Genomic DNA, 23,483 nt, shown 5'->3' on the forward strand with positions numbered 1-23,483 from the left:
GGCATGTACTGTGGGGCGTATATTCACCCGCCCCATCGCGGTAGCTATGCGTTTTCAACGCCCGATACACCGTAGGGCTTGAACGGAATTCGCGTAGGCGCAATCAGGGGCTATAAAGTATCGCATTACTTGCATCCCAACCTGTACATTCAGAGAATTGCCTTGGACTGGCGGTAACAGGTACCAGATATGCGTTCGTAAAATTCGCGCGCGTTAATGTCGCTCCACGAAGGTCTGACTCGCTAAGAATTGCGTTCGTAAAATCTGCGTCGGTGAAATCCGCCGATTTCAAGTTAGCCCATGCCACCATGGAGCCGCGAAACGAGCATCCTTTGCATATGCTTCCTTCGAGATTGATATCCGTCAGGTCATAGTTGGACATATCTTTCCCGGAAATGTCTTTCCCAGCGAGCTCCGTGGCCCACGATTGAGGCATCGTTTTGTACATTTGCTATTTAATCTGCGGTGAATTGATAATCCATTGCGGGCAACGGCCTTGGTAGCCAAGGCAGTGGGTGGTTACAACTCCGTAAGGTTTGCCGTCCCTTATCTTGTTGAAGCCAACCACCGTTAATATGTCTGTGGTTTCAACTTTCCGGCACTTCTTAAAAGGTCCCCAACCTGAGCAGGAAATATGATCCATGGGCAGGCGATATTCATAGCGGTCGCCGGAGCGCTTAATTTTTGGCGCATATTTTGTTGAAGCTTGTGAAGCACGAATGGATAGACCGTGTTTGTTCTGGTTTTTCGCCCGAGCCTTTTCCCGAAGGTAAACCAGCTTTCCATTTTTATCCGTCCACTGCGACACGATAGTGTAAGGGCCTTTATTTCCAAAGAAAGATAATTCCGAGTCGACAGAAGTGTCGAGGTTCTTCGAAGCGGCAGCTTCTGTCAAGATTTCCTCCGCTGTAGAGTCATAGCTTTCCACTGTTCCTGGGATTACCCCGAAATCTTCTGTAGGGGCAGAGGTAGATGCATTGGCAGCTGGTTGAGACAAATTAGCCATTAGAAGTAGAGCAGCCATTGTCTTGCCTAGTGCGTTTTTGGTCCAGTATTTCCGCACGATAGAGTCTCCCACTTGTAGAAAAGCACTTATCCTAAAAGTACCTTCTCTAATTAACGAAGGGAATGCTCATATGCGTGATATGAAATACAAACTGGATGAGTGGCCGATCTGTATTGCGAGGGTTTCATAACAGGAGAACAATCTGTGCGGAATAACTTCCCTACATATCGGGCATGTGCCAAGAGGGTGTTTTAGCGTATTTTCTGCCGTATGGCGGGACTGACAGGTGCGCAGATTTACCGATACGGCTGCACCGCTCTAGGCGTTTTTCAACGCCCGATACACCGTAGGACGGGTAACTCCAAATTCCCGCGCTAATGCTGCCTTTGACTCCCCCGCCAGTGTGCGTCGCTTAATCTCCGCTACTTGGTCGGGTGTGAGGGCGGGTTTGCGGCCTTTGTACTTGCCGGCCTTTTTCGCCAACGCAATACCTTCCGCCTGGCGTTCACGGATAATGGCCCGCTCAAACTCCGCAAACGAACCTAAAATGCCGAGCATTAAATCCGCGCGCGGATCCGTGGTGCCTTTCGCAAAGATAAGATTCTCATGCAGGAAGGTAACAGTCACACCTTTGCCGGTAAGTTCATCAACAATCCCGCGCAGATCTGTCAGCGAGCGGGCGAGGCGGTCAATCGACGACACGACAAGCTCGTCACCGTCGCGCACATACGCCATACACTCCCTCAGTCCTGGGCGGGCAGTCTTGGTGCGGCCGGAAATCTTATCCTCAAAGAACCGGTCAATCCTGCCGGAAGCATTGAGTAGTTCTTTCTGGCGCTGATTATTCTGCTCCACTGTGGAAACCCGGATATAGCCCACCCGCTGCCCACGCGAACCAGAACTTTTGGCCATTAGTCTTCGCCCCGCGAGGGTGTAAAGGCAGCATTCTCCTGGGCGATGACCGCATCACGATACGACTCGATTGCATCCGAGAGGGCATAAAGCTGAATGCCGTCGAGAGCATCAGCGTCAGCAAGTAAAGATGAAGTGCCCCAAGCAGCATAGCTAACCCCCGACGTGTCTACTTTCCGGGGTCGGGCCCCAGCTACACCGGCTGGGGTGCCCCAACCATTCAATCAGCATCCAAGAAGACCAAATCTAACCCCACCAACACGCTGAATCACAAACGTTTAGCCCTAAGCCCTGGAAAACGACTTAAGCCCGCGGATAACCGCGGGCTTTAGACCACTGAGCCTTAAAGCTCAGCAGGAGATACGCGCTTCGGCAGAACAACCGGGCGGGTACCCGCCAGTTCTTCTACGATGCGTACTACCTGGTTGGAGTAGCCATACTCGTTGTCGTACCACACATAAAGCACGAGGTGCTTGCCGGAGGCGATGGTAGCAACGCCGTCGACGATGCCGGCGTGGGTATTGCCGATGAAGTCAGAGGAAACGACCTCTGGAGAGGCAATGTAGGAAATCTGCTGGCGCAGGTCGGAGTGCAGGGAAACGTTGCGGAGGAAGTCGTTGACCTCATCGCGCTCTACTTCCTTTTCCAGCTCAAGGTTAAGCACGGCCATGGACACGTCCGGGGTAGGAACGCGGATGGCGTTGCCGGTGAGCTTACCCTCAAATTCCGGCAGGGCCTTAGACACAGCCTTAGCAGCACCGGTAGCGGTGAGCACCATGTTCAGGCCCGCGGCGCGGCCACGGCGATCACCCTTGTGGTAGTTATCGATGAGGTTCTGGTCATTGGTAAACGAGTGCGCCGTTTCCACGTGACCGTGGGTTACGCCGTAGCGGTCGTTGATGACCTTGAGTACCGGGGTGATGCCGTTGGTGGTGCAGGATGCGGCGGAGAGGATCTGATCCTCATCGGTGATCTTTTCGTTATTGATGCCGTAGACGATGTTCTTAATATCGCCCTTGCCCGGTGCGGTCAAAAGCACGCGAGAGATGCCCTTGGCCTTGAGGTGCTGAGACAGGCCCTCGCGATCGCGCCACGCGCCGGTGTTATCCACCAAGATGGCGTTGTTGATGCCATAAGAGGTGTAGTCAATCTCGGAAGGATCGTTAGCGTAGATCATCTGGATCTTGGTGCCATTGGCCCAGATGACCTCATTTTCCTCATCCACGGAGATGGTGCCGTTGAAAGCGCCATGGACGGAATCGCGACGCAGCAAGGAGGCACGCTTGAGGATGTCCCCATCGCCCTTCTTGCGCAGGACGATGCCACGCAGGCGGACTCCACCATAAGCTGCCTCGCGGGCGACGAGCAGGCGGGCCAGCAGGCGGCCGATACGGCCGAATCCGTAGAGCACGACGTCGGTGGTTTCCAGATCCACGCCAGCACCGACGATCTCGCACAGCTCGCCTTCCAGGTACATGCGGAGGTTTTCCTCGTTGGACTCCTCCCAGCCCAGAACCAAGCGGCCCAGATCCACGCTAGCGGCGCCTAGGTTCATGTCTGCCAATTCCACCAGGATTGGCAAGGTCTCCGCCGTGGACAGGTGGCGCTGCGCAATGCGGCGACCGTAACGGTGAGACTTGATGATGTCGATATCGGTCTGCCCCACCAGCGGGCGGCCGAAGATGGTGGTGACAACGTTATTGTTGCGGTGCAGCTGGTGGATGAGTGGAATCATCTGCTGCGCCAGCTCAAGGCGCTCGTTCCAATCATCATGGCCAACATGTGCGTTCGCGGTCACGTAATTCATTCCTTTTCTGTCACGGGGGTGGCATTGAATCTACAAACATAAATATTAGCGCCTACTAGTGTGGGTTTTGGCATAGTCGGTTAAGGATGTCGGCCACAGTACCCCCGTTAATTTTGGCTACCTCTTCACCTACGAGGCAGTAGGCCACGGCATCATCGTGCTGCGCACGGCGTTTCTTTAGCACCGGATTCAAAAGTGGGTAGACCGGGGGCAAGTCAGGGTGTCTCCGGGTGTACTCGGTCTCCAAGCCGCGGGCGAAGCGGCCTGAGAAAGCACGTGTGGACACGGTCTTTCCACCACGGCGAAGAAGCTGCCGGTTATAGTCGCTCGTGCCGGCCTCTGCGGCGAGCAAAAAGGCGGACCCGCAAGAGCAGGCGGCAACTCCACTCCAGGACATAGCGTTGGCTACATCAGCCGCGGTGCGCATGCCACCTGCTGCGATAAGGGGAAGTTCAGGCACAGCGGCATGCACGTCGGATACTAGCTCTTCCAACTGCCTGGAATCAGGAGTCACGGTTATATCCCACGTGCCGCGGTGACCACCGGCGGCGGGCCCTTGGACGCAGAGCACGTCGACGCCGCCACGTGCGGCCGCAATTGCCTCCGTAGGGGTGGTAACGGTGGTCCATGCCTCTGCTCCTGCGGCATGAATTTGCTCTACGTGATCAGCGTTAAAGGTTCCAAACATGGACCACACCACCCGGGCGCCGCCGCGCAGGGCTAGCTCCAGCTTTTCTGCATAGTCAAAGGAGTAGTCGGGCTCGGGTAGCGGCTGGTTTTCTGCTTGAGCCAGCTCGCGTGCAGCTGCCAAGTACGGCTCGGTAAGTGGATCTTGAGGGCAAAAGAGGTTCACCCCGAACGGAATTCCGGCGCACTGTTCTATCTGTGTGCGAGCAGAGTCGATGCTGGCAGAGCCCAAACCTAGGGTGCCGAAAGACCCAGCCGCATAGGCTGCGTGCACTAGTTCCGGGGTGGTGGGACCGCCGGCCATGGGCGCGGGAATTACGCTACGGGAAAGGGAGCTAATAACCTGACTCATACCACCCCACCCTACCGAGAGAGGAAGCTAGCGCAGTGGCAGATTTAGGAGATTTTTTCGCGCGGATCTTTGGCGCAGGAAAAAAGACGCAACCGGGGCTCAATCCGAATGACCTGGAGGCAGACTGGCTTATCGTGGGCTTGGGCAACCCCAGCGCGAAGTATGCCGCTACCCGCCACAATGTGGGCTATATGGCCATCGACGATCTACTGGCTGCAGGCGGAGATGTCCTCGAACCGGTGCGCGGGCTAGATCTGCAGGTAGCTTCGCTTAATTGGGAGGGCCACAAAGTACTTGCCGTGCGTTCGGGCACCTTTATGAACCTGTCGGGGGATCCTGTGGCACCGCTAGCGCAGCAATTAGGAATCGCTCCAAACCATGTGATTGTCCTCCACGATGAGCTCGATCTGCCGGCCAATAAGGTCCGGCTCAAGCAGGGTGGCAATGAAAACGGGCACAACGGGCTAAAGTCCCTCACCGAGCGCTTAGGCACGCGCGACTACTTGCGTGTACGAATTGGCATTGCACGGCCGCCCAAGGGCTCGTCGATTCCAGACTATGTATTAGGCCCGGTGGATACCGGCGCGGACTTTGATGACGCCATTGCCACTGCAGCTAAGGCGGCTCGGCTCATCGTGACCGAAGGGCTAAGCAAAGCCCAAAACCAGATCCACTCGCGTTAACCACTCGCGCTAGCACTGGGAGAATTTCTCTAGGGCCTGGGGACTGCCGGCGGCGACGATGAAATCGGTGGGGGCAAGTTCGGTGGCGTCGGCAAGCGGGGCCCATTCCCCTTCCGCACAGCGCACCGAAACCAATTGCACGCGGTGGGTGCGCCAGATGGCGGAAAGGTCGAGCGGTCGGCCCACCAATGAGCTAGGAACGGCCATCTGGGTCACGCCGTAATCGGTAGCGATCTCCGCGAAATCACGGAAACGCCCGCCCAAAAGGTAGGCCACACGGCGGCCGGTATCGCGCTCCGGACGGATGACATGGTGGGTGCCTATCTGGCTCAAAATGCGCGCATGCGCCTCCGAATCTGCCTTGGCCCAGATATCTTTCACCCCCAGCTCCACCAGGTTAGATGCGGTAAGAATGGAATCTTCTAGGTGAGAGCCGATAGCGACGATGACGCGCTCGACCTCTTCCACGCCCAGCTGGCGTAGGGCTTCCGGGTCAGTGGTATCTGCCGCAATGGTCTCGGTAAGGTATGGTGCCTCTTCGCGCACGCGCTTTTCGCTGGAATCAATGCCAAGGACCTCTACGCCATTGGCCATCAACTCATGGGCTAGCGAGGAGCCAAAGCGCCCCAAGCCGATGACGACAACGGGTGGAATATCGATGCCGGCGCGGGTGCGGCCCAGCGCCTTGAGAATATTAGCCAAGGAACGGCCTTTCTTCGGGATAGCTAAAACGTCGACTTACGGTTTTTGCAGCCAGCGCCGCTACCAAGGTGGTTGGGCCAACACGGCCCAGGTACATAATGAGGCACAGCACTATCTGCGAGGGTGCAGATAGGCTCGCGGTAATTCCGGTGGACAAGCCCACCGTAGCGAATGCGGAGAGCACTTCGAAAGAAACTTGGTCACCGCTGAATTCTGGATCGAAAAAGCGCAGGGCCGCCACGCCGAGTGTGACCACCATGACTCCGGCAAAGCTCAAGGCCAGGGCCTGGCGGGTCACCGAGCGCGGAAGGCTGCGGTGCCCGATGGTGGTGGTTTCGCGCCCGGTGAACTCTGCTGCCATGGCTGCCAGGAGCACGCACGCGGTGGTGACCTTGATGCCGCCGGCGGTACCGGCCGAGCCACCACCGATGAACATCAAGATATCGGTGCCCATCAGGGTAATGGGGTGAGCCTGCCCGTAGTCGATGGCATTAAAGCCGGCCGTGCGCGGAGATGCACTGGCAAAGAAAGAGTTGAGCAGTTTTTCTCCCAGCGACATGGACGACAACAGTCCGGTCCATTCCATGCAGGCGAAAAAGACCGCACCCGCTACCAAAAGCATGGTCGTAGCCACCAAAGTCATGCGCGCGGTAATGGAGATGCGGTGGACCACGTAACGGTTGCGGCGCACGAGGCGTACCAGCTCCGCCCATACCGGAAATCCCAAGCCGCCACCAATCAGCGCGGCGGCCAGGGGCAGCAGAATCCAGGCATCTGCAACAAAGGGCACCAGGTTATCGCTATTGGTGCTAAAACCCGCGTTATTGAATGCAGAAATGGCGTGAAAGATGCCTTCCCATACCGCGCGCGGAAAGGAATGACCATAGCCAATCATCAACCGCGCAGCCACGATGACAGCGATGATGATCTCTGCCACGGCGGTAAAGGCAAAGGTAAAAATCAGCGTCTTGCGAATTCCGCCAGGAGCAATGGGGCGCCCCTCATAGGCACCCGTCTTGCGTGCTTTGAAGCTAATCCGGCCGGTAAAAAGCAGGCCGGATAGCGAGGCCAGGGACATGATGCCCAAGCCACCCAGTTGGATGAGTGCCAAGATGACTACTTGGCCGGCCGGGCTCCAAAAACTACCGGTATCCACCACGATAAGTCCGGTGAGCGATACCGCAGACGTAGCGGTAAAAAGGGCAGACAGAAATGATGCACGGGCGGTGCCGGCCTCGGCGAACGGCAGCATGAGCAAAACCGTTCCCAGCAAAATGAGCAAAAGAAAGCCGGCTGCGGTTAAGCGCGCCGGTCCCCAGTGCCGTATGGAAAACAGATGTTTCACGAGCGGAAGTATAGACCTGCTTGGGGTGCAAGGAAACTGCTAGCGAGCACCACCCCCGCCTCGAAGTTAAGATTGGGGCTATGACTTCGCCACATAGCACTGCCAAGACGATTGTGATTACGGGCGCATCGGGCGGGCTGGGCGCCGCGGCCGCACGCCAGTTGCACCGCACCCGCCCGCAAGACAACCTGGTTATTATTGGCCGCAACCCGGAAAAGACTCGCGCGGTGGCACAGGAAGTGGGCGGCCAGTACTTCCTTGCCGATTTCGAGTCTTTGGGGCAGGTGCGCCGCCTGGCTGGAGAGTTGAGCGAGCTGGAGCATATCCATGCGCTAGGCAATAATGCTGGCGGCATTTTCGATGGCCCCTCCACCACTGCTGATGGATTTGAGCGCACCTGGCAGGTCAACGTGGTTGCACCTTTCCTGTTGACCTCATTGCTGCGCGAGAAGCTGCGCGCAGATTCCGCCAACGTAGTCCAGACCGCTTCGCTGGCCAATTTCCTCATGTCCAACTTTGACCCGAACGATCCCGATACTGTGGAGCGCTTTAGCCCCGAGCGTGCTTATGGCAACGCGAAGTTGGGGGATATCCTGCTTACCCGCTATTTCGATGCCCACGGGCTTAATGCAGTCTCTTTCCACCCGGGCGTGCTGGCCACGGACTTTTCCAAGTCCTCGACGGGCATGATGTCCAAAATGTATTCCGGACTGATCGGCAAAACCTTTGGCAAGCCTGCAGACGGCGGCGATAACCTCGCCTACTACCTGACCGGCACGGAAGGCATCCACTTCAAATCCGGCGAATACTACAACGACAAGCGCAAACCCGGCCTGCAGCGTCCCATTGCGAAGAAGCTATCGGTAGCCCGCCGCGTCTTTGATGATTTGGGGCGCCGCCTCAATGTGGAGTGGTAGCGCAAACCCACTAGACTATGCCGCATGAGTTCTGTCGTTTCTGAGGCCTCGCGCCGCCGCACGTTTGCCGTTATCGCCCACCCCGATGCTGGTAAGTCCACGCTGACGGAGGCGCTGGCGCTGCACGCACACGTTATTAATGAGGCCGGCGCGGTCCACGGCAAAGGCAACCGCAAGTCCACCGTGTCTGACTGGATGGACATGGAAAAGGACCGCGGTATTTCCGTGGCTTCCTCAGCGCTGCAGTTCGAGTATGCGCCCGAGGGACACGAGGGCGAGCCCTACATGATCAACCTGGTTGATACCCCAGGCCACGCGGACTTTTCGGAAGATACCTACCGCGTGCTCACTGCGGTGGATGCGGCAGTCATGCTTATCGACGCCGCCAAGGGCCTCGAGCCCCAGACCCTCAAGCTCTTCCGCGTGTGCAAGGCCCGCGGCTTGCCCATCGTCACCGTGATCAATAAGTGGGACCGTGTAGGCCGCGAGCCCTTGGAGCTCGTCGATGAGATCGTCAACGAAATCCAGCTGCAGCCCACTCCGCTGTACTGGCCGGTGGGCATAGCCGGTGATTTCCGCGGTCTGGCGCATATCAATGACGACGGCGAGGCGGATGAGTATATCCACTTCATCCGCACCGCTGGCGGTTCCACCATTGCTCCAGAGGAACACTTCGACCCGGATGCCGCCGGTGAGAAGGAAGAAGAGGTGTGGGAGACCGCAGTGGAGGAAGCCGAGCTTCTTGCCGCCGATGGTGCCCTGCATGACCAGGAGCTTTTTGAACAGTGCGTGACCTCCCCACTCATCTTCGCTTCTGCGATGCTGAACTTTGGTGTGCACCAGATTTTGGACACCCTGTGCGCCATTGCCCCGGCTCCGCACTCGCGCGACTCCGATCCGAAGGCAGTTGAGGCTGCCACCAGCGCCATTGATGAGGTTCGCGAGGTTAGCGATGACTTCTCTGGCGTCGTCTTCAAGGTCCAGGCAGGCATGGACCAAAAGCACCGCGATAACCTGGCCTTTATGCGCGTGGTCTCCGGTGAATTCGAGCGCGGCATGCAGGTCAACCACGCCCAATCCGGCCGCAGCTTTTCCACCAAGTACGCCCTGACTGTCTTTGGTCGCACGCGCGATACCGTGGACACCGCCTATCCGGGCGATATCGTAGGCTTGGTCAACGCCGGTTCGCTTGCCCCTGGTGACACCATCTATTCCGGCAAGAAGGTGCAATTCAAGCCCATGCCGCAGTTCGCGCCGGAGGCCTTCCGCATTCTGCGCGCGAAGTCGCTGGGCAAGTACAAGGCCTTCCGTAAGGGCTTGGAGCAGCTGGCGGCCGAGGGCGTGGTCCAGATTCTCAAGAACGAGGCGCGTGGCGATGCCTCCCCGGTCATGGCGGCGGTGGGCCCCATGCAGTTCGAGGTGATGCAGGCCCGCATGGAGTTCGAATACAACGTGGAAACCGTCACCGAGCCTATTCCCTATTCCGTGGCTCGCCGCACCGATGCCGAATCCGCCCCAGAGCTCGGGCGTCAGCGCGGCGTAGAAATCTTCACCCGCCAAGATGGCGAGCTCATCGCGCTCTTTGGCGATAAGTGGAAGCTCGCCTTCATTGAGAAGGAACACCCGGAGCTCACCATGGAAACCCTCGTGGCGGATTAGAAACCACACAGCTTCACACGGCAGAGAAAAGGGCCGCTTCCCGTTCAGGGAAGCGGCCTTTTCCGTTGCGTGTTAAACCATCAACATCACAGGGACAACGGCAATCTTGACCACCTGCCCCACCACAATGGTGGCCGCATAACCGGTCATGATGCGCGAGTCGGAGCTCAGCCCCGTGGCGTAATTGACCACGGCCGGCTGAGCGAAGATGCCAGAGAGTCCGCCAGAGGTACGGGTTTCGGACTGCCCCATGAAGCGATTCGCTACAGCGAATAGGACCGAAACCACCACGGTGACAATGGCGGCGAGGATCATGCACTTCAGACCCATCCAGGAGAAGGCGGTGGACAAGAACGCCTCGCCGGATGAGAGGCCCACAGACGCCAAGAAGATGACGAGGCCCCACTGCTGGAAGGCGGTATTAATGGAAGCCGGCACCTGCCATGGAATGCGGCGGGTGCGGTGCAGCGCACCGAGGATAAGACCGGTAATCAGCGGGCCGAGCGCGAAGCCCAGCTCGAAGGATGCGCCACCCGGCATCGGAACCACAACCTGGCCCAGCAGGTACCCCAAGAACAGGCCACCGCCCAAGGCCACCCAGTTCAGCTCGGAGTAGGACTTAATGGAGTCGCCGAAGTAATCCTGGATATCGCCCAAGCGGTCAAACTTCACAATGAGCTCGAGGGTATCGCCGGAAGCCAAGTGGGTTTCATTATTGGCCAAGAATTCCTCATCGCCGCGCTGCACGCGCACGATGCGACCGCCATAGCGGGAGAACAGGTTGAGCTCCTCAACGGTACGGCCGGCAATATCTTGGTTAGAAATAGCCACGGTTTCGATGACCAGGCGCTTATCCACGAACGGAGTTTGCGGCTGGCGCTTGCCCAACATCTGTGTCAGTTCACGGGCCTTAGCCTTGGTGACCATAACGCGCAGGATATCGCCCTTGTGCAAATCGGGGCGATCGCCGGCAACCCGGACCTTATTACCGCGGCGAATGGTAGCGATAACAAAGTGATCCTTGAACTGTTCTTCCAAATCATCGTAGTTCACGTCTTTGGTAACGCGAATGGTGCGGGAGCGGAAGATCTTGGAGGCAGAATTGTCCTTATCGTGCTTGGCGGGCCAATTCTGCTTGAGCAGGAATGCCACGACCAAAATGGCCACCGCCACGCCCACGGGATAGCCCAGCGAGTAGCCCACGGCGGGTAGCTCTTCACCGGTTTGTTGCTGGGCAACTGCCAGCGACGGCGTCGAGGTCGTGGCGCCGGCAAATACACCAACGGAAGCCAAGGTATCCAGCCCCAGCATGCCACCAAAGAGGATGGCTGCGCCCGCGGCCACCACAATCGCAATGGCCGCCGTGAGCATGTGCTTCATCTGCTTGGAAAAGCCCTTGAAGAAGCGCTCACCGGCGGACAGGCCTTGCATATAAATAAAGAGTCCCAAGCCCAGCTCTTGCAGGGAGCTTAAGATGTCTTTATCTAGGTCAATAAAGGAGCCGAAGGCCAAGCCCACAAACAGCGTGCCTGCCGCGCCAAAGCGCAGCGGACCGAAGGGGATCATGCCAAATAGCGTGCCGAGCAGCACTATGAAAAAGATGCTCAGCCATATATTTCCATCAAAAATTGCTAACACGCTGGAATATTTTAGGCATTTCCCCCCAAAGTTCCACGTGAAAGGCACATTCTTTAACGACCACCAATGGCATCGCTACTGCTTAGACCCTTTTCGTCCGGGGCCACCCACCCCCAGCAGCGGCACATCTCACAGCTAACGCCCATAGTGAACTAATCGAGGAGGAATTCCTTCCACCGTGGCCACTCCGTGTAGGTCTGGGCTTTCCCTGCCTGATAGTTCGCCCGCAGCTTGTGTACGTTGCGTTCGGTGGAGGCCACCTGCATATCTTCCGGGAAAAATAATTGCGCCTTCCCTTGGCGCTCCAACTCCAAAAGCCGATCTTTGGCTGCGTTATAGAGGGCAGGGCGGGCTATAAGGGCGTCGGCAATAGCGGGGTACCTGCGGAAGATGCGGCGGACGAAGGCTGGGCGCGCGACCTCCGGGCGCACATACCCGCGCGGCTTAGTACCAATAAACAGGAACCTTTCGTATCCGGCCTCTTCTGCTTGCGCAATAGTAATGCCACCGGAAGAGCCCAAAGCACCGTCCACGTACGGCGCGCCGTCGATAAATCGCATCGGCATAATCAGTGGCAGCGTGGAAGAAGCGCGCACGCGCACGAAGAGATCTTCCGGGGTGTGGATGTCCTGGCGAGTCCAGTAAACAGACTCGCCGGTATCGGCGCGCGCTGCAGCAAGCACCATATCGGCCGGATGCTCGCAGTAGGACTGCCAATCAAAGGGCAAATCCCTGTCTGCTGCGCGCTCATAGATGTACTCGGCATTGAAATACCCGGTGCCACGCACCAGCGAACCCACGCCACCGAAGCTAGGGTTTTTAGCAAAGTCCGTAAAAGACTCTTCGGCGCGGCGGGCATCGCGCGACAAGTAATTAACGGTGTGCGATGCCCCGGCAGAGACGCCGCCTACCCAGCCAAAGTCCACGCCCTCTTCGATGAGTTTGACCATACAGGCGGCCGTATAGGAATTGCGCATGCCGCCGCCTTCAATAACGAGTGCGGTGTTGCTGGCGTCAATCATGGTGCCCCATACTACGCTGGGCCCAATGAAACGCATTTTCCGGCAATTGCTCGCGGACGAAGAAGGCACCTTCGATATCGAAACCGGCCAGCAACCCCGCACCGGGTTCGCCTATAACCCCACCGGAAAGGCGCTCCTGCGGGTGACGGAGCCTACCCCAGCCGCGGTGAGCAAGGCCTTGGCCTTAGCCAAGGAACACGGCGCGCGGTATCTCGGCACATGGCGCCAGCCCGATGGTCCACTCGTCTTCCTCGCCACGGCCGTAACCCACGATGAGGCCGTGGCCCGCGAGCGCGTTGCCGCCACCGGCCAACGTGCCTATTTCGACCTGGAGCGCTGCCGCACCATCACCGTGAGAGCTCACTAGACTGGGCTCCCATGGGATTAAAAGATGCACTTGCCCGGCTGACCGGCGCGCAGTCCCCGCGCCTGGCGCGCCCCGATTCCGCCTGACTTAGGCCATTTTAGTGCGGAACAATCCCACCCCACCGCCAAATACCACCAGGTAGCAGTGTCAAGAGAAACGTTACTCACCCACACATGACCTAAGTCGGGAAGCGCCAGCTAACCCCGTAAGTATTCGGCCGCCGCGGCGGCAAGTTCCTCTGGGGCCTCGCTGACATCCAGCACGGTGCCCGCTTCCCCCGGCTGCAGTTCCTCGAGTGTCTCGAATTGCGAGTCCAGAAGGACGACCGGCATGAAGTGCCCAGAGCGCTGACTCATGCGCTCCTTGAGCAGCTCATAAGAGCCGTGCAGGCCCACAAAGATCGTATCGATGATGTCGCGGTAGGAGCGCTTGAGCGCGGAGCAGCCCACAATGGCACCGGCGTCCTAGTCCGCGAGAAAGCGGCCTAAGGACTCGAGCCAGGGCTTGCGGTCGGCGTCGTCAAGGGCCTGCACCGAGGCCGTCTTCTAGATGTTCGCCGCCGGATGCATATCGTCCCCATCCCGAAAAGGCAGGCCGGTGCGCTGCGCCAGCAACTCCTCGACCATGGACTTACCGCAGCTCGAGACTCCCTTGATCACCACGTGCTTGCGCATCATCCCTCCTTGCAGCATTCCACCAAATCGTACGCGCTGCGCACTGCCTGACGCAGCGCTATTCAACGCAACATGACGCAACCACCGTGCGGCTCGATAAAGCGCGGTTTAACCCAGCGGCGCGTACATGAGGTTCGCGCGCTGCACCTCGCCGCGTGTGGTCGGGTCAAAGGTCGCGCACAGGGCAGCCGCCACGTAGCGCACGCCACCCACCGGAGCAGAGGAGCCGACCCGCTCGGCGCAGTTCTGCAAGGCCGGCAGGCCGATGTCGTCGCCCGGCGAAGTCATGGAGAAGAAGGACGCGGCCATCATGGTGTCACCATCGGCACGCACATACTCGGAAGAGCCCTTGATGGCCTGCCAGGCAATCGCGCCAACGGGGTCGGTACGGAATTGGTCCCGCTCAATCTGGGTCAACTCGGCGTTGGCGGCGGGTACGGACAGAGATGCGACGAGGAACGCAGCGCATGCTGCGAGGAAAGAAGACTTTTTCATAGCAATATTGTATCCCCCATGCATTGGGGTTGTCCTGGTATTCCTTCGCTATTGTCCAGAGGAACCGCTTGTTGCGCGAAGGATGGAAGCGCGCAGCTGGCGTATCTCAGTGGACCCCACGCGGCAGCACCCGCCCAGCAGGCTAGCACCGGCAGCCACGAGATCCGTTACGGCCTCAGCCAGGCTCGCCGCGCCAACGGGGGCTGGCCGCCAATCATGGGCGCCGTTGTCCCCAGCCGAGTCTTGTGTCCAGATCTGGCCGTGGGCGTAGTCTTCACCGGGTTTTCCCGCCGCCAGGTTTCAATCACCTCAGGCACGGTGGAGGTTTCACCGACAAAATGTAGTGCAGACCTGCATCGATGAGTGCTTGCTTGTTCGCCGCTGAAACCATGCCCGCATCAGCAACGACGGTAACCTCGTCGAGCTGGTAGGCATCTTGGAACCGTGTGATCATCAGTAGCATCGTGTGGGTTTATGTCGAGTTGCCAGCAAACGCACCCACATGCAGTGGAAACCCGGTGGCATCAGTAAGCAGCCCGACAAGGTTTTGTGGCTCCACACGGCGTTCTTTGGAAAATAGGGGTTTGCGAAGCTCATCAGGAGTATCGGCTTCAAAGTACAAGATGGTCACGTCGTACAAGATAAATGCGCTTGGCCCAATACCTGCATGATGGGCCAACGCTTGGGTTTGTATCTCCCCGAACGATTCGGTGGCGAAGGAGGAAAGACGCCTCTGGATGGTGCGGTAGCTTGCGCTGGTGATGCCAACCTCGGCAAGAGTCTCGATGGAATCCAGCTTTGAGCTGGGATGGATGTTCCGGGCACGCACCAGAACACGAAGCACCGGATCATCGCCGCTTGCTGCTGCAAGGCCTAACTCGTTGAAACACGCATCAATACAGTCCAGCAAGTATCCAACCCGCTGACCGGCTACCGGCAGCGGGTTGGAAACACTGCCTGTTGCCGGTGGGGTGTGTAACCTCGCCGAAGTCCATTGCGAGTTGGTCACCATCGACGATGCGTTGAGCCTCAGCCCGCAAAAGCACAAGCTCAGACTCTGAATGCGCTGAGCCGATATGCTTCATTCTTTTCGCACTTTTGCGTTCAGAGAACACCACGTGCACCGCTATCGCTCCTGAGGCGGTCTTGACGGTGCGAATATAAGGACTCACCAAAATCAGACTACTGAACACCCCGGAACTACCCACTTAGTGCGGAAAAATCCCACCCCACAAACAAAACCACCAGGTAACAGTGTCAAGAGTGACGTTACTCACCCGCCCATGACCTAAGTCAGGTTAGACTAAGGACTTATGGGATTAAAAGACGCCCTCGCCCGACTTACCGGCGCGCAGCCCCCGCGCTTAGCTCACCCCGATTTCACCGCCCCTACCGCGCGGGTAGAAAAACTGGAAATCCACACCGCCGGCCCGCTTATCATTGTGGTCACTAATCAGCCCGGCGCGGAAGTGCTCTGCGAGGTAGCCCGCGCCCGCGAGTCAGCCACATTGGCCTCCCCCACCACGACGGTGCATTTTCCCGCCGCGAAAAAAGATGCCTTGCCCATCAAAGATCCCCGGCGCGGCTGGGTCATTCCGATAACGCCCGCGCTTGCCGACGCCCTCGTAGACAACCTCCCCTACCCCGGCGACTACGAGCTTTCCTCCGCCGTAGCCGTGGTGGTGGAATAGTTTCCTTGAAAGGACTGACATGCTGCTTTTGCCTTGTGCTGGGAAGAAGCCGCGCATCCACCGCAGTGCGTGGATTGCACCCACTGCCATCATCATTGGCGATGTAGAAATCGGCCCGGATTCCTCCGTCTTTTATGGCAGCGTGCTGCGCGGCGACGTGGGCGCGATTCGCATTGGTGCTAGGTGCAATATTCAGGACAATTGCGTCTTCCACGTAGAAGAGGACACGCCGTGCGTACTAGAAGATGATGTCACGGTAGGACACATGGCGATGGTCCATGCCGCGCATGTGGAGGCCGGTTCCCTGGTGGGTATGTCCTCTTCGCTGCTCTCGCGCTGCACTATCGGTGCGGGCTCGCTTATTGCTGCCGGCGCCGTGGTGCTAGAAGGCACCGAAATCCCGCCACGGAGCCTTGCCGCAGGTGTGCCAGCCAAGGTGCGCCGCGAGCTCGGCCCAGAGGAATCGCAAGCCTTCATTCCGCATGCTGCCCGGTACGTGGAGTGCGCTCGCAACCAATCCGATGTGGCGTTGAGCCTGGATGAGGTCACCTTTGATTAAAGGGAAAGCACGCCCATGAGGATGAGGAAGACCGCCACGAGGTAGCCGCCAAAGAGCGCCACCTGGGTGCTATTGGCGCGCGCCGCGGCAAAAAGACGGCCGGCGGCCGATTTGGGATGGGCGCGCACCACCGCAATAAAAAGACCACAGATGGTGGGCAGGGACAAAGCCAGGCTGGCGTACCATACCAAGCCGCCGTACTGAGCGGCCGGAGCGATATTTTCGGTAGCCAAGTGCATGAGCCCGTAATAAAACGGCACCGAGGTCAGCGATTGCACCACACCCATTACGAAGCCGATGAGTGCGGTAATCGGTGACGGCGTGCGCAGCGGCTCTAGCAGCCGATTGACTAAGGCATTGGGCTGGCCTTGAGAGCGCCACGCACCGAACCCTACCGCGATGCCGACTGCGACAAGTACCCAGCCGGCAACAGGCGAGTTTAAGATGGCCTCGATCTGGTCTTTTACCCCTAGCAAAACAAACATCACCACGGCCGCCGCGGCGAGAACGCCAATCCAATCTCCTACCACCACCAATGCAGCAATGCGTCGATACTTGCCGCGGGGCAAGATGATACCAATGGCCACGAGGATGCCAATGAGTAGCGCATTGACGGAATCCAAGAGGGCAAAACTAACGGCGTGGAGCATGCCGGTCAGTCTACCGCCCCATACCGCCATCGCCGATACGCCCGAGGGCACAAGCCGTATATCTCACGAGCAGCTTCCTATGGTCCACCGCACAGATCTTTGCACACATTCCGCAATTTTGCGTACACTATGCAATGTTTCGCACGGGGTGCAGACTTCTCCCCGCGGATTCCATATTCACTGTCACCCGCGCGCAGAGTATTGCACGCATACTGCACAAGAAAGCACATTTTATGTCTAAATTCCTCTACCGGCTAGGTAGCTGGTCCTACCGCAAGGTGTGGCCATTCCTCGCCTTTTGGCTCATCGTCTTGGTGGCCATGGCGGGACTTACCGCCGGCTTTGCCAAGTCCCCGAACCCTAATTTCTCCATGCCGGAGATGGACTCCACCACCACCCAAGACAAGATGATGGAGCGCTTCGGCCAAGACACCGATGCTATGAGTGCTCCCGAAGGCACGGTGGTCATCCAAGCACCGGAGGGCAAAACCCTCACCGATAAACAGGTAGCCGGCAAGGTAGATGACCTCCTTAACGAGCTCAAAGACACTGGCGCACTCAAGGACCAGGACAAACTGGTCAGCCCGGTGATGGCTGCAGCCGGCATGGAAAAGCAAATGGGCGAAAAGATGAAGGCCCAGCACATGCCAGACGAGCAGATTCAAAAGAACCTGCAGCAGCTCTCCCCTCTGAGCGAGGATAAGTCCACCGGCACCGTCACCATCAACTTCGATGCGGACAGCGTCATGGATATCCCAGAAGAGGACATGACCAAGGTCACGGACGTCCTCAACAAATACGACGAGGGCGATCTCACCGTGAAGTACCAGGGCAACGCCTTTAGCTCCGCGGGCCAAGAGATGGGTGGCAGCGCCGAGATTATCGGCCTCATCGTCGCCGCAATCGTGTTGCTGATTACCTTCGGTTCCTTCGTGGCCGCTGGCATGCCGCTAATTTCCGCCATCATTGGCGTGGGCATCGGCATCCTCGGCGTACAGGTATCCACGGTCTTTACGGATACCGTCTCCGATATGACCCCAACGTTGGCTTCCATGATTGGCCTGGCCGTCGGCATCGATTACGCGCTGTTTATTGTCAACCGCTTCCGCAACGAGCTCATCACCTCCTCTGGCCTCAACGATCTTTCGCCAAAGGAACTGGCCCAAGAGCTCAAGAAGATGGATAAGGCCACCCGTGCCCACGCCATGGGCATGGCGCTGGGCACCGCGGGCGGTTCCGTTGTCTTCGCCGGCACCACCGTTGTCATCGCCTTGGCCGCGCTGACCATTATCGGCATTCCATTCCTGGGCACCATGGCCATCGCCGCCGCGGCAACAGTGATCATCGCCGTATTGGTTGCCAATACTTTCATTCCCGCCCTGCTGGGACTTTTGGGCATCAAGATCTTCGCCGGCCGCGTGCCTGGCCCCAAGGTTCCAGACCCAGAGGACGAAAAGCCCACCATGGGCCTGCGCTGGGTACGCCGCGTGCGTGCCCACCCGTGGCTGCACCTTATCGCGGGCGTCGTCTTGCTAGGCATCCTGGCTGTACCTTTTGCCCAGCTGCGCCTGGCCATGCCTACCGATGGCACCGCAAAGCCCGGCACCCCGCAGCGCGAAGCTTATGAAATCACGGCAGACGCCTTTGGTCCTGGCCGCAATGCGCCGATGATCGCGTTCGTTGATGTGGCCGACGTTCCCGAGCAGGACCGCATGCCGGCCTTCCAAGACCTCCTGCAGGAAATCAATGGCAATGACGGCGTAGAAAACGCCCAGATCGTGCAGACCACTGACAACGGTGATGCTGCGCAGATCATGATTACGCCCACCACCGGCGCGACCGACGAAGAGACCACCGAGACCCTCAACCACCTGCGCGATTACCAGGGTGAGTTTGAAAAGACCGGCGGTTCCTACGGCATTACCGGTATCACCCCGATCTTCGATGACATTTCTGAGCGCCTCAATAACGTGCTTATCCCATACGTAGCCATCGTGCTGGGCCTGGCTTTCATCGTCTTGATGCTGGTCTTCCGCTCCATCTGGGTACCGCTCATCGCTGCTGCTGGATTCGCACTTTCGATGGCCGCCACCTTCGGCATCACCGTGGCCATTTGGCAAGAAGGCATGTTCGGCATCGTCGACGACCCACAGCCGCTGCTTTCCTTCCTGCCCATCATGCTCATCGGCCTGACCTTCGGCCTGGCTATGGACTACCAGGTCTTCTTGGTCACCCGCATGCGCGAGGGCTTTGTCAATGGCAAGACGGCCGGCAACGCCACCTCGAATGGCTTTAAGCACGGCGCCCGCGTGGTCACGGCCGCGGCCCTCATTATGATTTCCGTCTTTGCCGCCTTCATCTTGATGGACGAGCCATTCATTAAGACCATGGGCTTTGCCCTGGCTGCGGGCGTGCTTATCGATGCCTTCGTGGTCCGCATGATGATCATCCCAGCCACCATGTTTGTGCTGGATAAGAAGGCCTGGTGGTTCCCGCGCTGGTTGGATAAGATCACGCCAAACATGGACATCGAAGGCGAGGCCTTGCACTCTGACCGCGAGGACCTCCTGCGCGCCCAGCGAGAAAAGGTAGGCGAGACACACCGTGGCTAGTCTGCGCGAAGAAAAGAAGCGAGCTACGCGTCAGGTCATGGCCGATGCGGCAGCGCGCCTCGTCCTCGACGGCGGCGCCGAAGCCGCTACGGTCTCCGGCATCACCGCGGCCGTCGGGGTCTCCCCGCGCACTTTTCACAACTACTTCTCCTCGGTGGCTGATGCGCTACTGTCCTTTAGCACCGATGTGCTTGCCAAGTTTTCCAAGGAAGTTCCCACTGTCTTTCCTAATTCATCCATTTCTGAATTCCTCGAACAGGTAACGCTCGATGCCACCGAAAACGAGGGCAAAGAGCTACATTCTTTTACCTCTCTTTTCACCATTGGCGAGGCTTTAGAAAACTTGAGCCATACCTCGAAAGAGCGCCAACAATTCCAAATCGTAGCTGACCAAGTTTTGGAAGCTTTCCACCAACGCGTCCCAGATAAGTCGCGCTTTGAGATCGCGGTCATTCTCCAAGCGTGTGCGGGTGCCAGTGCGATGAGCATGAAAGAAATCCACCGCCGCTCCCAAGCCGAAGAATCACTGGACGCTCACACAAAGCATGAGATAGTTCGCACAGCCTTTGCCACCGTGCGCGCCATCGACTAGCTAGCCTAATGGGCGCTTTAATCCGTATGCTCGGCAATAGTTATGGATAAGAAAGCCCCTATATCGAGCACCGCGCAAAACACCCGCTTCATTCAAGCGGGCGTTAATGCCGCATTTCAAGACCGCATCGGGGAGGCGACCGACGTGGAATTTAATTTCCTCGGCCCCTCCACTGACGATAAAGACAACTTTGTCACCGATCAGCTAGTGGAGGCGAGGATAAGTTCCGCGCGGCACGTTTCTGATTTCCGTGGCGTGCGTCTCGCCGTCATCGCCGCAGGCACCTGGCACTGGACTACCGCTGCGACCGAGCACTTTGCTGACCTTCCGCAGTCAAGTACGGCCACCGCAGACATTGACCGAATGGTTGCTTATGCCTCCCTCATCGTGGGCACCATGCCGGTACTGCGCGCCCAGCAGGGCGAGCACGTGGCCATTGTTGCGGTAGATTTCCACCCTTACCTGGACTTTCGCCAGACCTTGCTGCGGGGTCTCCAGCACAGCAGCGCGGAAGCGGACGAGAAGGGGCCGACCCTCGCACTCGCCCGCTACCTGGACATGGAGTCCACCGAGGAAGAGCCCTACCTGCATTTTTCTGATGGCACCACAGTGCGTTTTGAGCAGGCAAGCCCCGAAGTACACAAGATTTCCGGCATCACCCCTGGCTTAGCGGCCGCGCGCGTCCTAGAGGATGCTTTTTACTTAAGCACCGAAAACCAAATGTTTTTCCAAGGCAGCTTCCCAGATGCCACGGTAGAACTCGATGTGGATAAGGCCACCGCCACGGTGTCCTATCGTGGCGGGCAGATGACGGCCAATGCGGTGCTTATCGCGACCATTTCGGACGAGGAATTCACGTGGGCTTGGGCAGATCCGCAGCTCAAGGACACCACGGCGGCGCGGTTGGCAGGAAACCTAGCGCGCTTCGGCATCGACGAGGCCGTGCCTGAATTGGTGCGCCCGCACCTTCCGCTTCAGCTGGCGCGCGAGCACCAGCTACCGCACCTAGCTTTGCCCATTTTGGGGATCTGGACGCTGGCGGGCACTACGCTTGCCGACGCCCGCGTGGGCCTCGTCCTGCTCGACGCCCCACAGCTGCACCTTCCGGAGCCGACCCCAGCCGCCACCGACGCTACTTTGGCGGTTCCCCCTCCTTCATGGATCAACGCCGATCGCGCCCGCGCCGCTTATGGATCATTTCGCGGGGTGGAGGTGTAGGGCGCTGCGGAGGGCGTCCACGTCGACGTCGGCAAGCGCGGCAGGCTCAAATGCCGCATCATTGGTTTTATCCACCAAGATCGCTCGCACGCCCTCGGCAAAGTCCCCACGCCGGTACATATAAGCGCCCAGGTTGGTCTCCATATCTAGGGCCTCGCGGATGCTGCTGCACTCCTGCTCGGCGTGGAATAGCTCCATGGCCGCCACGATGGAGGTCGGGCACGCCTGCGCGGTCAGCTTTTCTACCTGTTGCTTCAGTTCTGGGTACTTTTCTAGGGCCGCAGAAATGTCTTGCCAGGTGTTGTGGGAAAAGGCGTCCTCGATGGCGTCGATAAGCTCGGCCAAGGGGGCCTCGCCGCTAGGTGCGGTGGCGTGCTGGGCTAGCGCCGTGGCTAGTCCATGCTCGATAACCGCACTAGCAAAGGCCTCGCCGTCCGCCACATAGTGGGTGGCCAGCCCGCTCCACAGAAGGTCTGCGGCATACATGCGGTAGCCGGTAATCCCCCAGAACTTTGCAAACTCGGCCGAGGCCTTCCCTCGCGTTCCCACCGCACGCTGGGCGGCATAGGCCATGCCTACGTCCGTGACGTAGCCAATATTCATCTCTGGCATGGAGGCAAAGGTTTTCTCCGTAACCACGCGGTGGGACCCATGGGCAGAAATGCCGAGACCGCCGCCCATAGCGATGCCATCGATGAGCGCCACGATGGGCTTGGGATACTCCGCGATATCACCGTTCAACGTGTATTCGGTGGCGAAGAAAGCATCGACCTCATCCACCTTGCCCTCCTTGACCCCTTCGCGGGCGTAGCGAACATCGCCGCCGGCGCAATATGCCTTGGGACTAGTCGAGGTAAACAGCACCTGTTCCACCTCATCATTGTCGCGCCACTGCGCCAACGACTCCGCAATGAGGTGGATCATTTCCGGGGTGAGGGAATTGAGAGCCTTGGGGCGGTTGAGCTCAATGACTCCGGTATGGTTACGGATTGAGGAAACGATAGGTGCAGTATTAGTCATAACCCCTAGTGTGACACAGAACGCATGCACCTATCCACCATCAGCTAATTCACAGTTAGGTTCGGAATTTTGCTCCCACAGCTCATCGCCCTGGATATGGACGGCACCCTACTGGACGGCAACGGCCAGCTTCCACCAGATTTCGCCGCGATCAGCACCCGTGCCCACCAGCTCGGCGTCACCCTAGTACCCGCCTCGGGCCGCCAGCTCGCCACCCTGCAAGAGATGTTTCCGCACGAAGACACCTTCATCGCCGAAAACGGATCCGTGGTCGTCCATGACAATCGCGTCATTAGCGCCACTACCCTGCCCAGCGCAGCCGTGCGCGCCGCCATGGCCGCACTTCATTTCGTTGAGACCCCGCATACCGTAGTGCTATGCACGCCGGATACCGCCTATGTACACAAAGGCGCCAATGAACAGGCCCGTGCTGAAATTGCCAAGTACTACAGGTCAGTGGAATGGGTAGATGACCTCGATGCGCTACTGGATGCAGACATCATCAAAATCGCCGCTTACTGTGCCGACGGCAGCGAAAAGCACCTCCACCAGCCCCTTCTTGCGGCCGTCCCGGAACACAATATCGCCATCTCTGGTGCCGTATGGCTCGATGTCATGGCCGCTGGAGTCAACAAGGGCGTAGCACTACACACCATGGCCGAGCTCCTTTCGGTCCCCATGTCTCGCACCGCCGCCTTTGGCGATTTCCTCAATGACTACGAGCTCCTCCGCGAGGCGGGCACCGCTATCGCCATGGAAAATGCGCACCCAAAGTTGAAGGAAATCGCCGATCGCATCGCCCCACCCAATACCGAATATGGGGTCATGACAGTTCTGCGTCAGCTTTTTGACAGCGAAGAGTCCTAGACTCGAAT

Annotated in this window: 25 protein-coding genes and 1 pseudogene; 10 read left to right on the plus strand and 16 right to left on the minus strand. The window is 58.5% G+C overall.

The window, feature by feature from the left end:
- Positions 1-103: 103 nt before the first annotated feature.
- The 5 genes from ACKFRY_RS10340 to ACKFRY_RS10360 form a co-directional block, all read right to left on the minus strand.
- The gene (locus ACKFRY_RS10340) at positions 104-448 is read right to left on the minus strand and encodes a pentapeptide repeat-containing protein (protein ID WP_366512268.1); all 345 of its coding nucleotides are present in this window, start codon (positions 446-448) and stop codon (positions 104-106) included.
- A 3-nt stretch (positions 449-451) separates the two neighbouring features.
- Positions 452-1,006 (minus strand): hypothetical protein, encoded by a 555-nt coding sequence (locus tag ACKFRY_RS10345; protein ID WP_239274536.1) that lies wholly within the window; start codon positions 1,004-1,006, stop codon positions 452-454.
- A 318-nt stretch (positions 1,007-1,324) separates the two neighbouring features.
- Positions 1,325-1,918, minus strand: a complete 594-nt coding sequence (locus tag ACKFRY_RS10350) for a recombinase family protein (RefSeq protein ID WP_200435976.1) — start codon at positions 1,916-1,918, stop codon at positions 1,325-1,327.
- A 343-nt stretch (positions 1,919-2,261) separates the two neighbouring features.
- Positions 2,262-3,716, minus strand: a complete 1,455-nt coding sequence (locus ACKFRY_RS10355) for a glyceraldehyde-3-phosphate dehydrogenase (RefSeq protein WP_394371996.1) — start codon at positions 3,714-3,716, stop codon at positions 2,262-2,264.
- A 64-nt stretch (positions 3,717-3,780) separates the two neighbouring features.
- Positions 3,781-4,764, minus strand: a complete 984-nt coding sequence (locus tag ACKFRY_RS10360; RefSeq protein ID WP_234447410.1) for a nitronate monooxygenase — start codon at positions 4,762-4,764, stop codon at positions 3,781-3,783.
- Between the two features lie 35 nt (positions 4,765-4,799).
- On the opposite strand from ACKFRY_RS10360, the gene pth reads away from it, so the two are divergent.
- A complete protein-coding gene (gene pth / locus ACKFRY_RS10365) occupies positions 4,800-5,447 on the plus strand; it encodes an aminoacyl-tRNA hydrolase (protein WP_200435978.1) in 648 nt (215 codons plus the stop codon).
- A 9-nt stretch (positions 5,448-5,456) separates the two neighbouring features.
- Here pth and ACKFRY_RS10370 read toward each other — a convergent pair whose 3' ends face one another.
- Complete coding sequence (locus ACKFRY_RS10370; RefSeq protein WP_200435979.1) at positions 5,457-6,149, minus strand: TrkA family potassium uptake protein; 693 nt, start codon at positions 6,147-6,149, stop codon at positions 5,457-5,459.
- Positions 6,142-7,494 (minus strand): potassium transporter TrkG, encoded by a 1,353-nt coding sequence (locus tag ACKFRY_RS10375; RefSeq protein WP_200435980.1) that lies wholly within the window; start codon positions 7,492-7,494, stop codon positions 6,142-6,144. Before ACKFRY_RS10375 ends, ACKFRY_RS10370 begins: the two co-directional genes overlap by 8 nt.
- Positions 7,495-7,574: 80 nt before the next feature.
- Between ACKFRY_RS10375 and ACKFRY_RS10380 the strand changes: the two genes are divergently transcribed.
- On the plus strand, positions 7,575-8,411 hold the full coding sequence (locus tag ACKFRY_RS10380; protein ID WP_200435981.1) for an SDR family NAD(P)-dependent oxidoreductase: 837 nt from the start codon (positions 7,575-7,577) through the stop codon (positions 8,409-8,411).
- Positions 8,412-8,435: 24 nt separating this feature from the next.
- On the plus strand, positions 8,436-10,070 hold the full coding sequence (locus ACKFRY_RS10385; RefSeq protein WP_408922805.1) for a peptide chain release factor 3: 1,635 nt from the start codon (positions 8,436-8,438) through the stop codon (positions 10,068-10,070).
- Positions 10,071-10,142: 72 nt separating this feature from the next.
- Here the strand turns inward: ACKFRY_RS10385 and ACKFRY_RS10390 are convergent, their stop codons facing one another.
- Both ACKFRY_RS10390 and ACKFRY_RS10395 read right to left on the minus strand, forming a co-directional pair.
- Positions 10,143-11,708, minus strand: a complete 1,566-nt coding sequence (locus ACKFRY_RS10390; RefSeq protein ID WP_408922806.1) for a TrkA C-terminal domain-containing protein — start codon at positions 11,706-11,708, stop codon at positions 10,143-10,145.
- Between the two features lie 152 nt (positions 11,709-11,860).
- On the minus strand, positions 11,861-12,730 hold the full coding sequence (locus ACKFRY_RS10395) for a patatin family protein (RefSeq protein WP_408922807.1): 870 nt from the start codon (positions 12,728-12,730) through the stop codon (positions 11,861-11,863).
- A 25-nt stretch (positions 12,731-12,755) separates the two neighbouring features.
- Here ACKFRY_RS10395 and ACKFRY_RS10400 point away from each other — a divergent pair, with 25 nt between their 5' ends.
- On the plus strand, positions 12,756-13,097 hold the full coding sequence (locus ACKFRY_RS10400; protein WP_408922808.1) for a hypothetical protein: 342 nt from the start codon (positions 12,756-12,758) through the stop codon (positions 13,095-13,097).
- 197 nt (positions 13,098-13,294) lie between these two features.
- Here the strand turns inward: ACKFRY_RS10400 and ACKFRY_RS10405 are convergent.
- The 5 genes and pseudogenes from ACKFRY_RS10405 to ACKFRY_RS10425 form a co-directional block, all read right to left on the minus strand.
- A pseudogene (locus tag ACKFRY_RS10405) lies at positions 13,295-13,771 on the minus strand (gluconokinase).
- A 108-nt stretch (positions 13,772-13,879) separates the two neighbouring features.
- Positions 13,880-14,266 carry a hypothetical protein gene (locus tag ACKFRY_RS10410; protein WP_408922809.1) on the minus strand — a complete coding sequence of 129 codons (387 nt, stop codon included), beginning with the start codon at positions 14,264-14,266 and terminating at the stop codon, positions 13,880-13,882.
- Between the two features lie 48 nt (positions 14,267-14,314).
- Positions 14,315-14,563: a homocysteine S-methyltransferase family protein gene (locus ACKFRY_RS10415; protein WP_408923429.1), complete on the minus strand. Its 249-nt coding sequence runs from the start codon at positions 14,561-14,563 to the stop codon at positions 14,315-14,317.
- Positions 14,564-14,570: 7 nt separating this feature from the next.
- Positions 14,571-14,720 (minus strand): hypothetical protein, encoded by a 150-nt coding sequence (locus ACKFRY_RS10420; RefSeq protein ID WP_005329068.1) that lies wholly within the window; start codon positions 14,718-14,720, stop codon positions 14,571-14,573.
- Positions 14,721-14,738: 18 nt separating this feature from the next.
- Complete coding sequence (locus ACKFRY_RS10425) at positions 14,739-15,278, minus strand: hypothetical protein (RefSeq protein ID WP_250413253.1); 540 nt, start codon at positions 15,276-15,278, stop codon at positions 14,739-14,741.
- 301 nt (positions 15,279-15,579) lie between these two features.
- Between ACKFRY_RS10425 and ACKFRY_RS10430 the strand changes: the two genes are divergently transcribed.
- On the plus strand, positions 15,580-15,957 hold the full coding sequence (locus ACKFRY_RS10430) for a hypothetical protein (RefSeq protein WP_408922810.1): 378 nt from the start codon (positions 15,580-15,582) through the stop codon (positions 15,955-15,957).
- Between the two features lie 19 nt (positions 15,958-15,976).
- Positions 15,977-16,516: a gamma carbonic anhydrase family protein gene (locus ACKFRY_RS10435; RefSeq protein WP_408922811.1), complete on the plus strand. Its 540-nt coding sequence runs from the start codon at positions 15,977-15,979 to the stop codon at positions 16,514-16,516.
- Here ACKFRY_RS10435 and ACKFRY_RS10440 read toward each other — a convergent pair.
- Positions 16,513-17,166 (minus strand): hypothetical protein, encoded by a 654-nt coding sequence (locus ACKFRY_RS10440; protein ID WP_408922812.1) that lies wholly within the window; start codon positions 17,164-17,166, stop codon positions 16,513-16,515. The two genes, ACKFRY_RS10435 and ACKFRY_RS10440, sit on opposite strands and share 4 nt — an antisense overlap.
- A 233-nt stretch (positions 17,167-17,399) precedes the next feature.
- Here ACKFRY_RS10440 and ACKFRY_RS10445 point away from each other — a divergent pair, with 233 nt between their 5' ends.
- From ACKFRY_RS10445 to ACKFRY_RS10455, 3 genes are read left to right on the plus strand one after another with little or no spacing between them, the layout of a single operon-like run.
- A complete protein-coding gene (locus tag ACKFRY_RS10445) occupies positions 17,400-19,778 on the plus strand; it encodes an MMPL family transporter (protein WP_408922813.1) in 2,379 nt (792 codons plus the stop codon).
- The gene (locus ACKFRY_RS10450; RefSeq protein ID WP_408922814.1) at positions 19,771-20,370 is read left to right on the plus strand and encodes a TetR/AcrR family transcriptional regulator; all 600 of its coding nucleotides are present in this window, start codon (positions 19,771-19,773) and stop codon (positions 20,368-20,370) included. The genes ACKFRY_RS10445 and ACKFRY_RS10450 overlap by 8 nt, the downstream gene beginning before the upstream one ends.
- Before the next feature lie 42 nt (positions 20,371-20,412).
- Entirely contained in the window at positions 20,413-21,588 is a 1,176-nt protein-coding gene (locus ACKFRY_RS10455; protein ID WP_408922815.1) for a DUF6882 domain-containing protein, read from the plus strand.
- Here ACKFRY_RS10455 and ACKFRY_RS10460 read toward each other — a convergent pair.
- A complete protein-coding gene (locus ACKFRY_RS10460) occupies positions 21,565-22,608 on the minus strand; it encodes an enoyl-CoA hydratase/isomerase family protein (protein WP_408922816.1) in 1,044 nt (347 codons plus the stop codon). The two genes, ACKFRY_RS10455 and ACKFRY_RS10460, sit on opposite strands and share 24 nt — an antisense overlap.
- Before the next feature lie 69 nt (positions 22,609-22,677).
- Here ACKFRY_RS10460 and ACKFRY_RS10465 point away from each other — a divergent pair, with 69 nt between their 5' ends.
- Positions 22,678-23,475, plus strand: coding sequence for an HAD family hydrolase (locus tag ACKFRY_RS10465; RefSeq protein WP_408922817.1), 798 nt, complete (start codon positions 22,678-22,680; stop codon positions 23,473-23,475).
- Positions 23,476-23,483: the final 8 nt, after the last annotated feature.

The sequence above is a fragment of the Corynebacterium tuberculostearicum genome (genome assembly GCF_046097255.1).
GTDB classification, from domain to species: domain Bacteria; phylum Actinomycetota; class Actinomycetes; order Mycobacteriales; family Mycobacteriaceae; genus Corynebacterium; species Corynebacterium tuberculostearicum_J.

Bases quoted from the DNA above. Each gene is read 5' to 3' on its own strand.
- ACKFRY_RS10340 (WP_366512268.1), bottom strand. From the start codon at position 448: ATGTACAAAACGATGCCTCAATCGTGGGCCACGGAGCTCGCTGGGAAA.
- ACKFRY_RS10345 (WP_239274536.1), bottom strand. From the start codon at position 1,006: ATGGCTAATTTGTCTCAACCAGCTGCCAATGCATCTACCTCTGCCCCT.
- ACKFRY_RS10350 (WP_200435976.1), bottom strand. From the start codon at position 1,918: ATGGCCAAAAGTTCTGGTTCGCGTGGGCAGCGGGTGGGCTATATCCGG.
- ACKFRY_RS10360 (WP_234447410.1), bottom strand. From the start codon at position 4,764: ATGAGTCAGGTTATTAGCTCCCTTTCCCGTAGCGTAATTCCCGCGCCC.
- ACKFRY_RS10380 (WP_200435981.1), top strand. From the start codon at position 7,575: ATGACTTCGCCACATAGCACTGCCAAGACGATTGTGATTACGGGCGCA.
- ACKFRY_RS10385 (WP_408922805.1), top strand. From the start codon at position 8,436: ATGAGTTCTGTCGTTTCTGAGGCCTCGCGCCGCCGCACGTTTGCCGTT.
- ACKFRY_RS10395 (WP_408922807.1), bottom strand. From the start codon at position 12,730: ATGATTGACGCCAGCAACACCGCACTCGTTATTGAAGGCGGCGGCATG.
- ACKFRY_RS10400 (WP_408922808.1), top strand. From the start codon at position 12,756: ATGAAACGCATTTTCCGGCAATTGCTCGCGGACGAAGAAGGCACCTTC.
- ACKFRY_RS10410 (WP_408922809.1), bottom strand. From the start codon at position 14,266: ATGAAAAAGTCTTCTTTCCTCGCAGCATGCGCTGCGTTCCTCGTCGCA.
- ACKFRY_RS10420 (WP_005329068.1), bottom strand. From the start codon at position 14,720: ATGATCACACGGTTCCAAGATGCCTACCAGCTCGACGAGGTTACCGTC.
- ACKFRY_RS10425 (WP_250413253.1), bottom strand. From the start codon at position 15,278: ATGGTGACCAACTCGCAATGGACTTCGGCGAGGTTACACACCCCACCG.
- ACKFRY_RS10430 (WP_408922810.1), top strand. From the start codon at position 15,580: ATGGGATTAAAAGACGCCCTCGCCCGACTTACCGGCGCGCAGCCCCCG.
- ACKFRY_RS10435 (WP_408922811.1), top strand. From the start codon at position 15,977: ATGCTGCTTTTGCCTTGTGCTGGGAAGAAGCCGCGCATCCACCGCAGT.
- ACKFRY_RS10440 (WP_408922812.1), bottom strand. From the start codon at position 17,166: ATGCTCCACGCCGTTAGTTTTGCCCTCTTGGATTCCGTCAATGCGCTA.
- ACKFRY_RS10445 (WP_408922813.1), top strand. From the start codon at position 17,400: ATGTCTAAATTCCTCTACCGGCTAGGTAGCTGGTCCTACCGCAAGGTG.
- ACKFRY_RS10455 (WP_408922815.1), top strand. From the start codon at position 20,413: ATGGATAAGAAAGCCCCTATATCGAGCACCGCGCAAAACACCCGCTTC.
- ACKFRY_RS10460 (WP_408922816.1), bottom strand. From the start codon at position 22,608: ATGACTAATACTGCACCTATCGTTTCCTCAATCCGTAACCATACCGGA.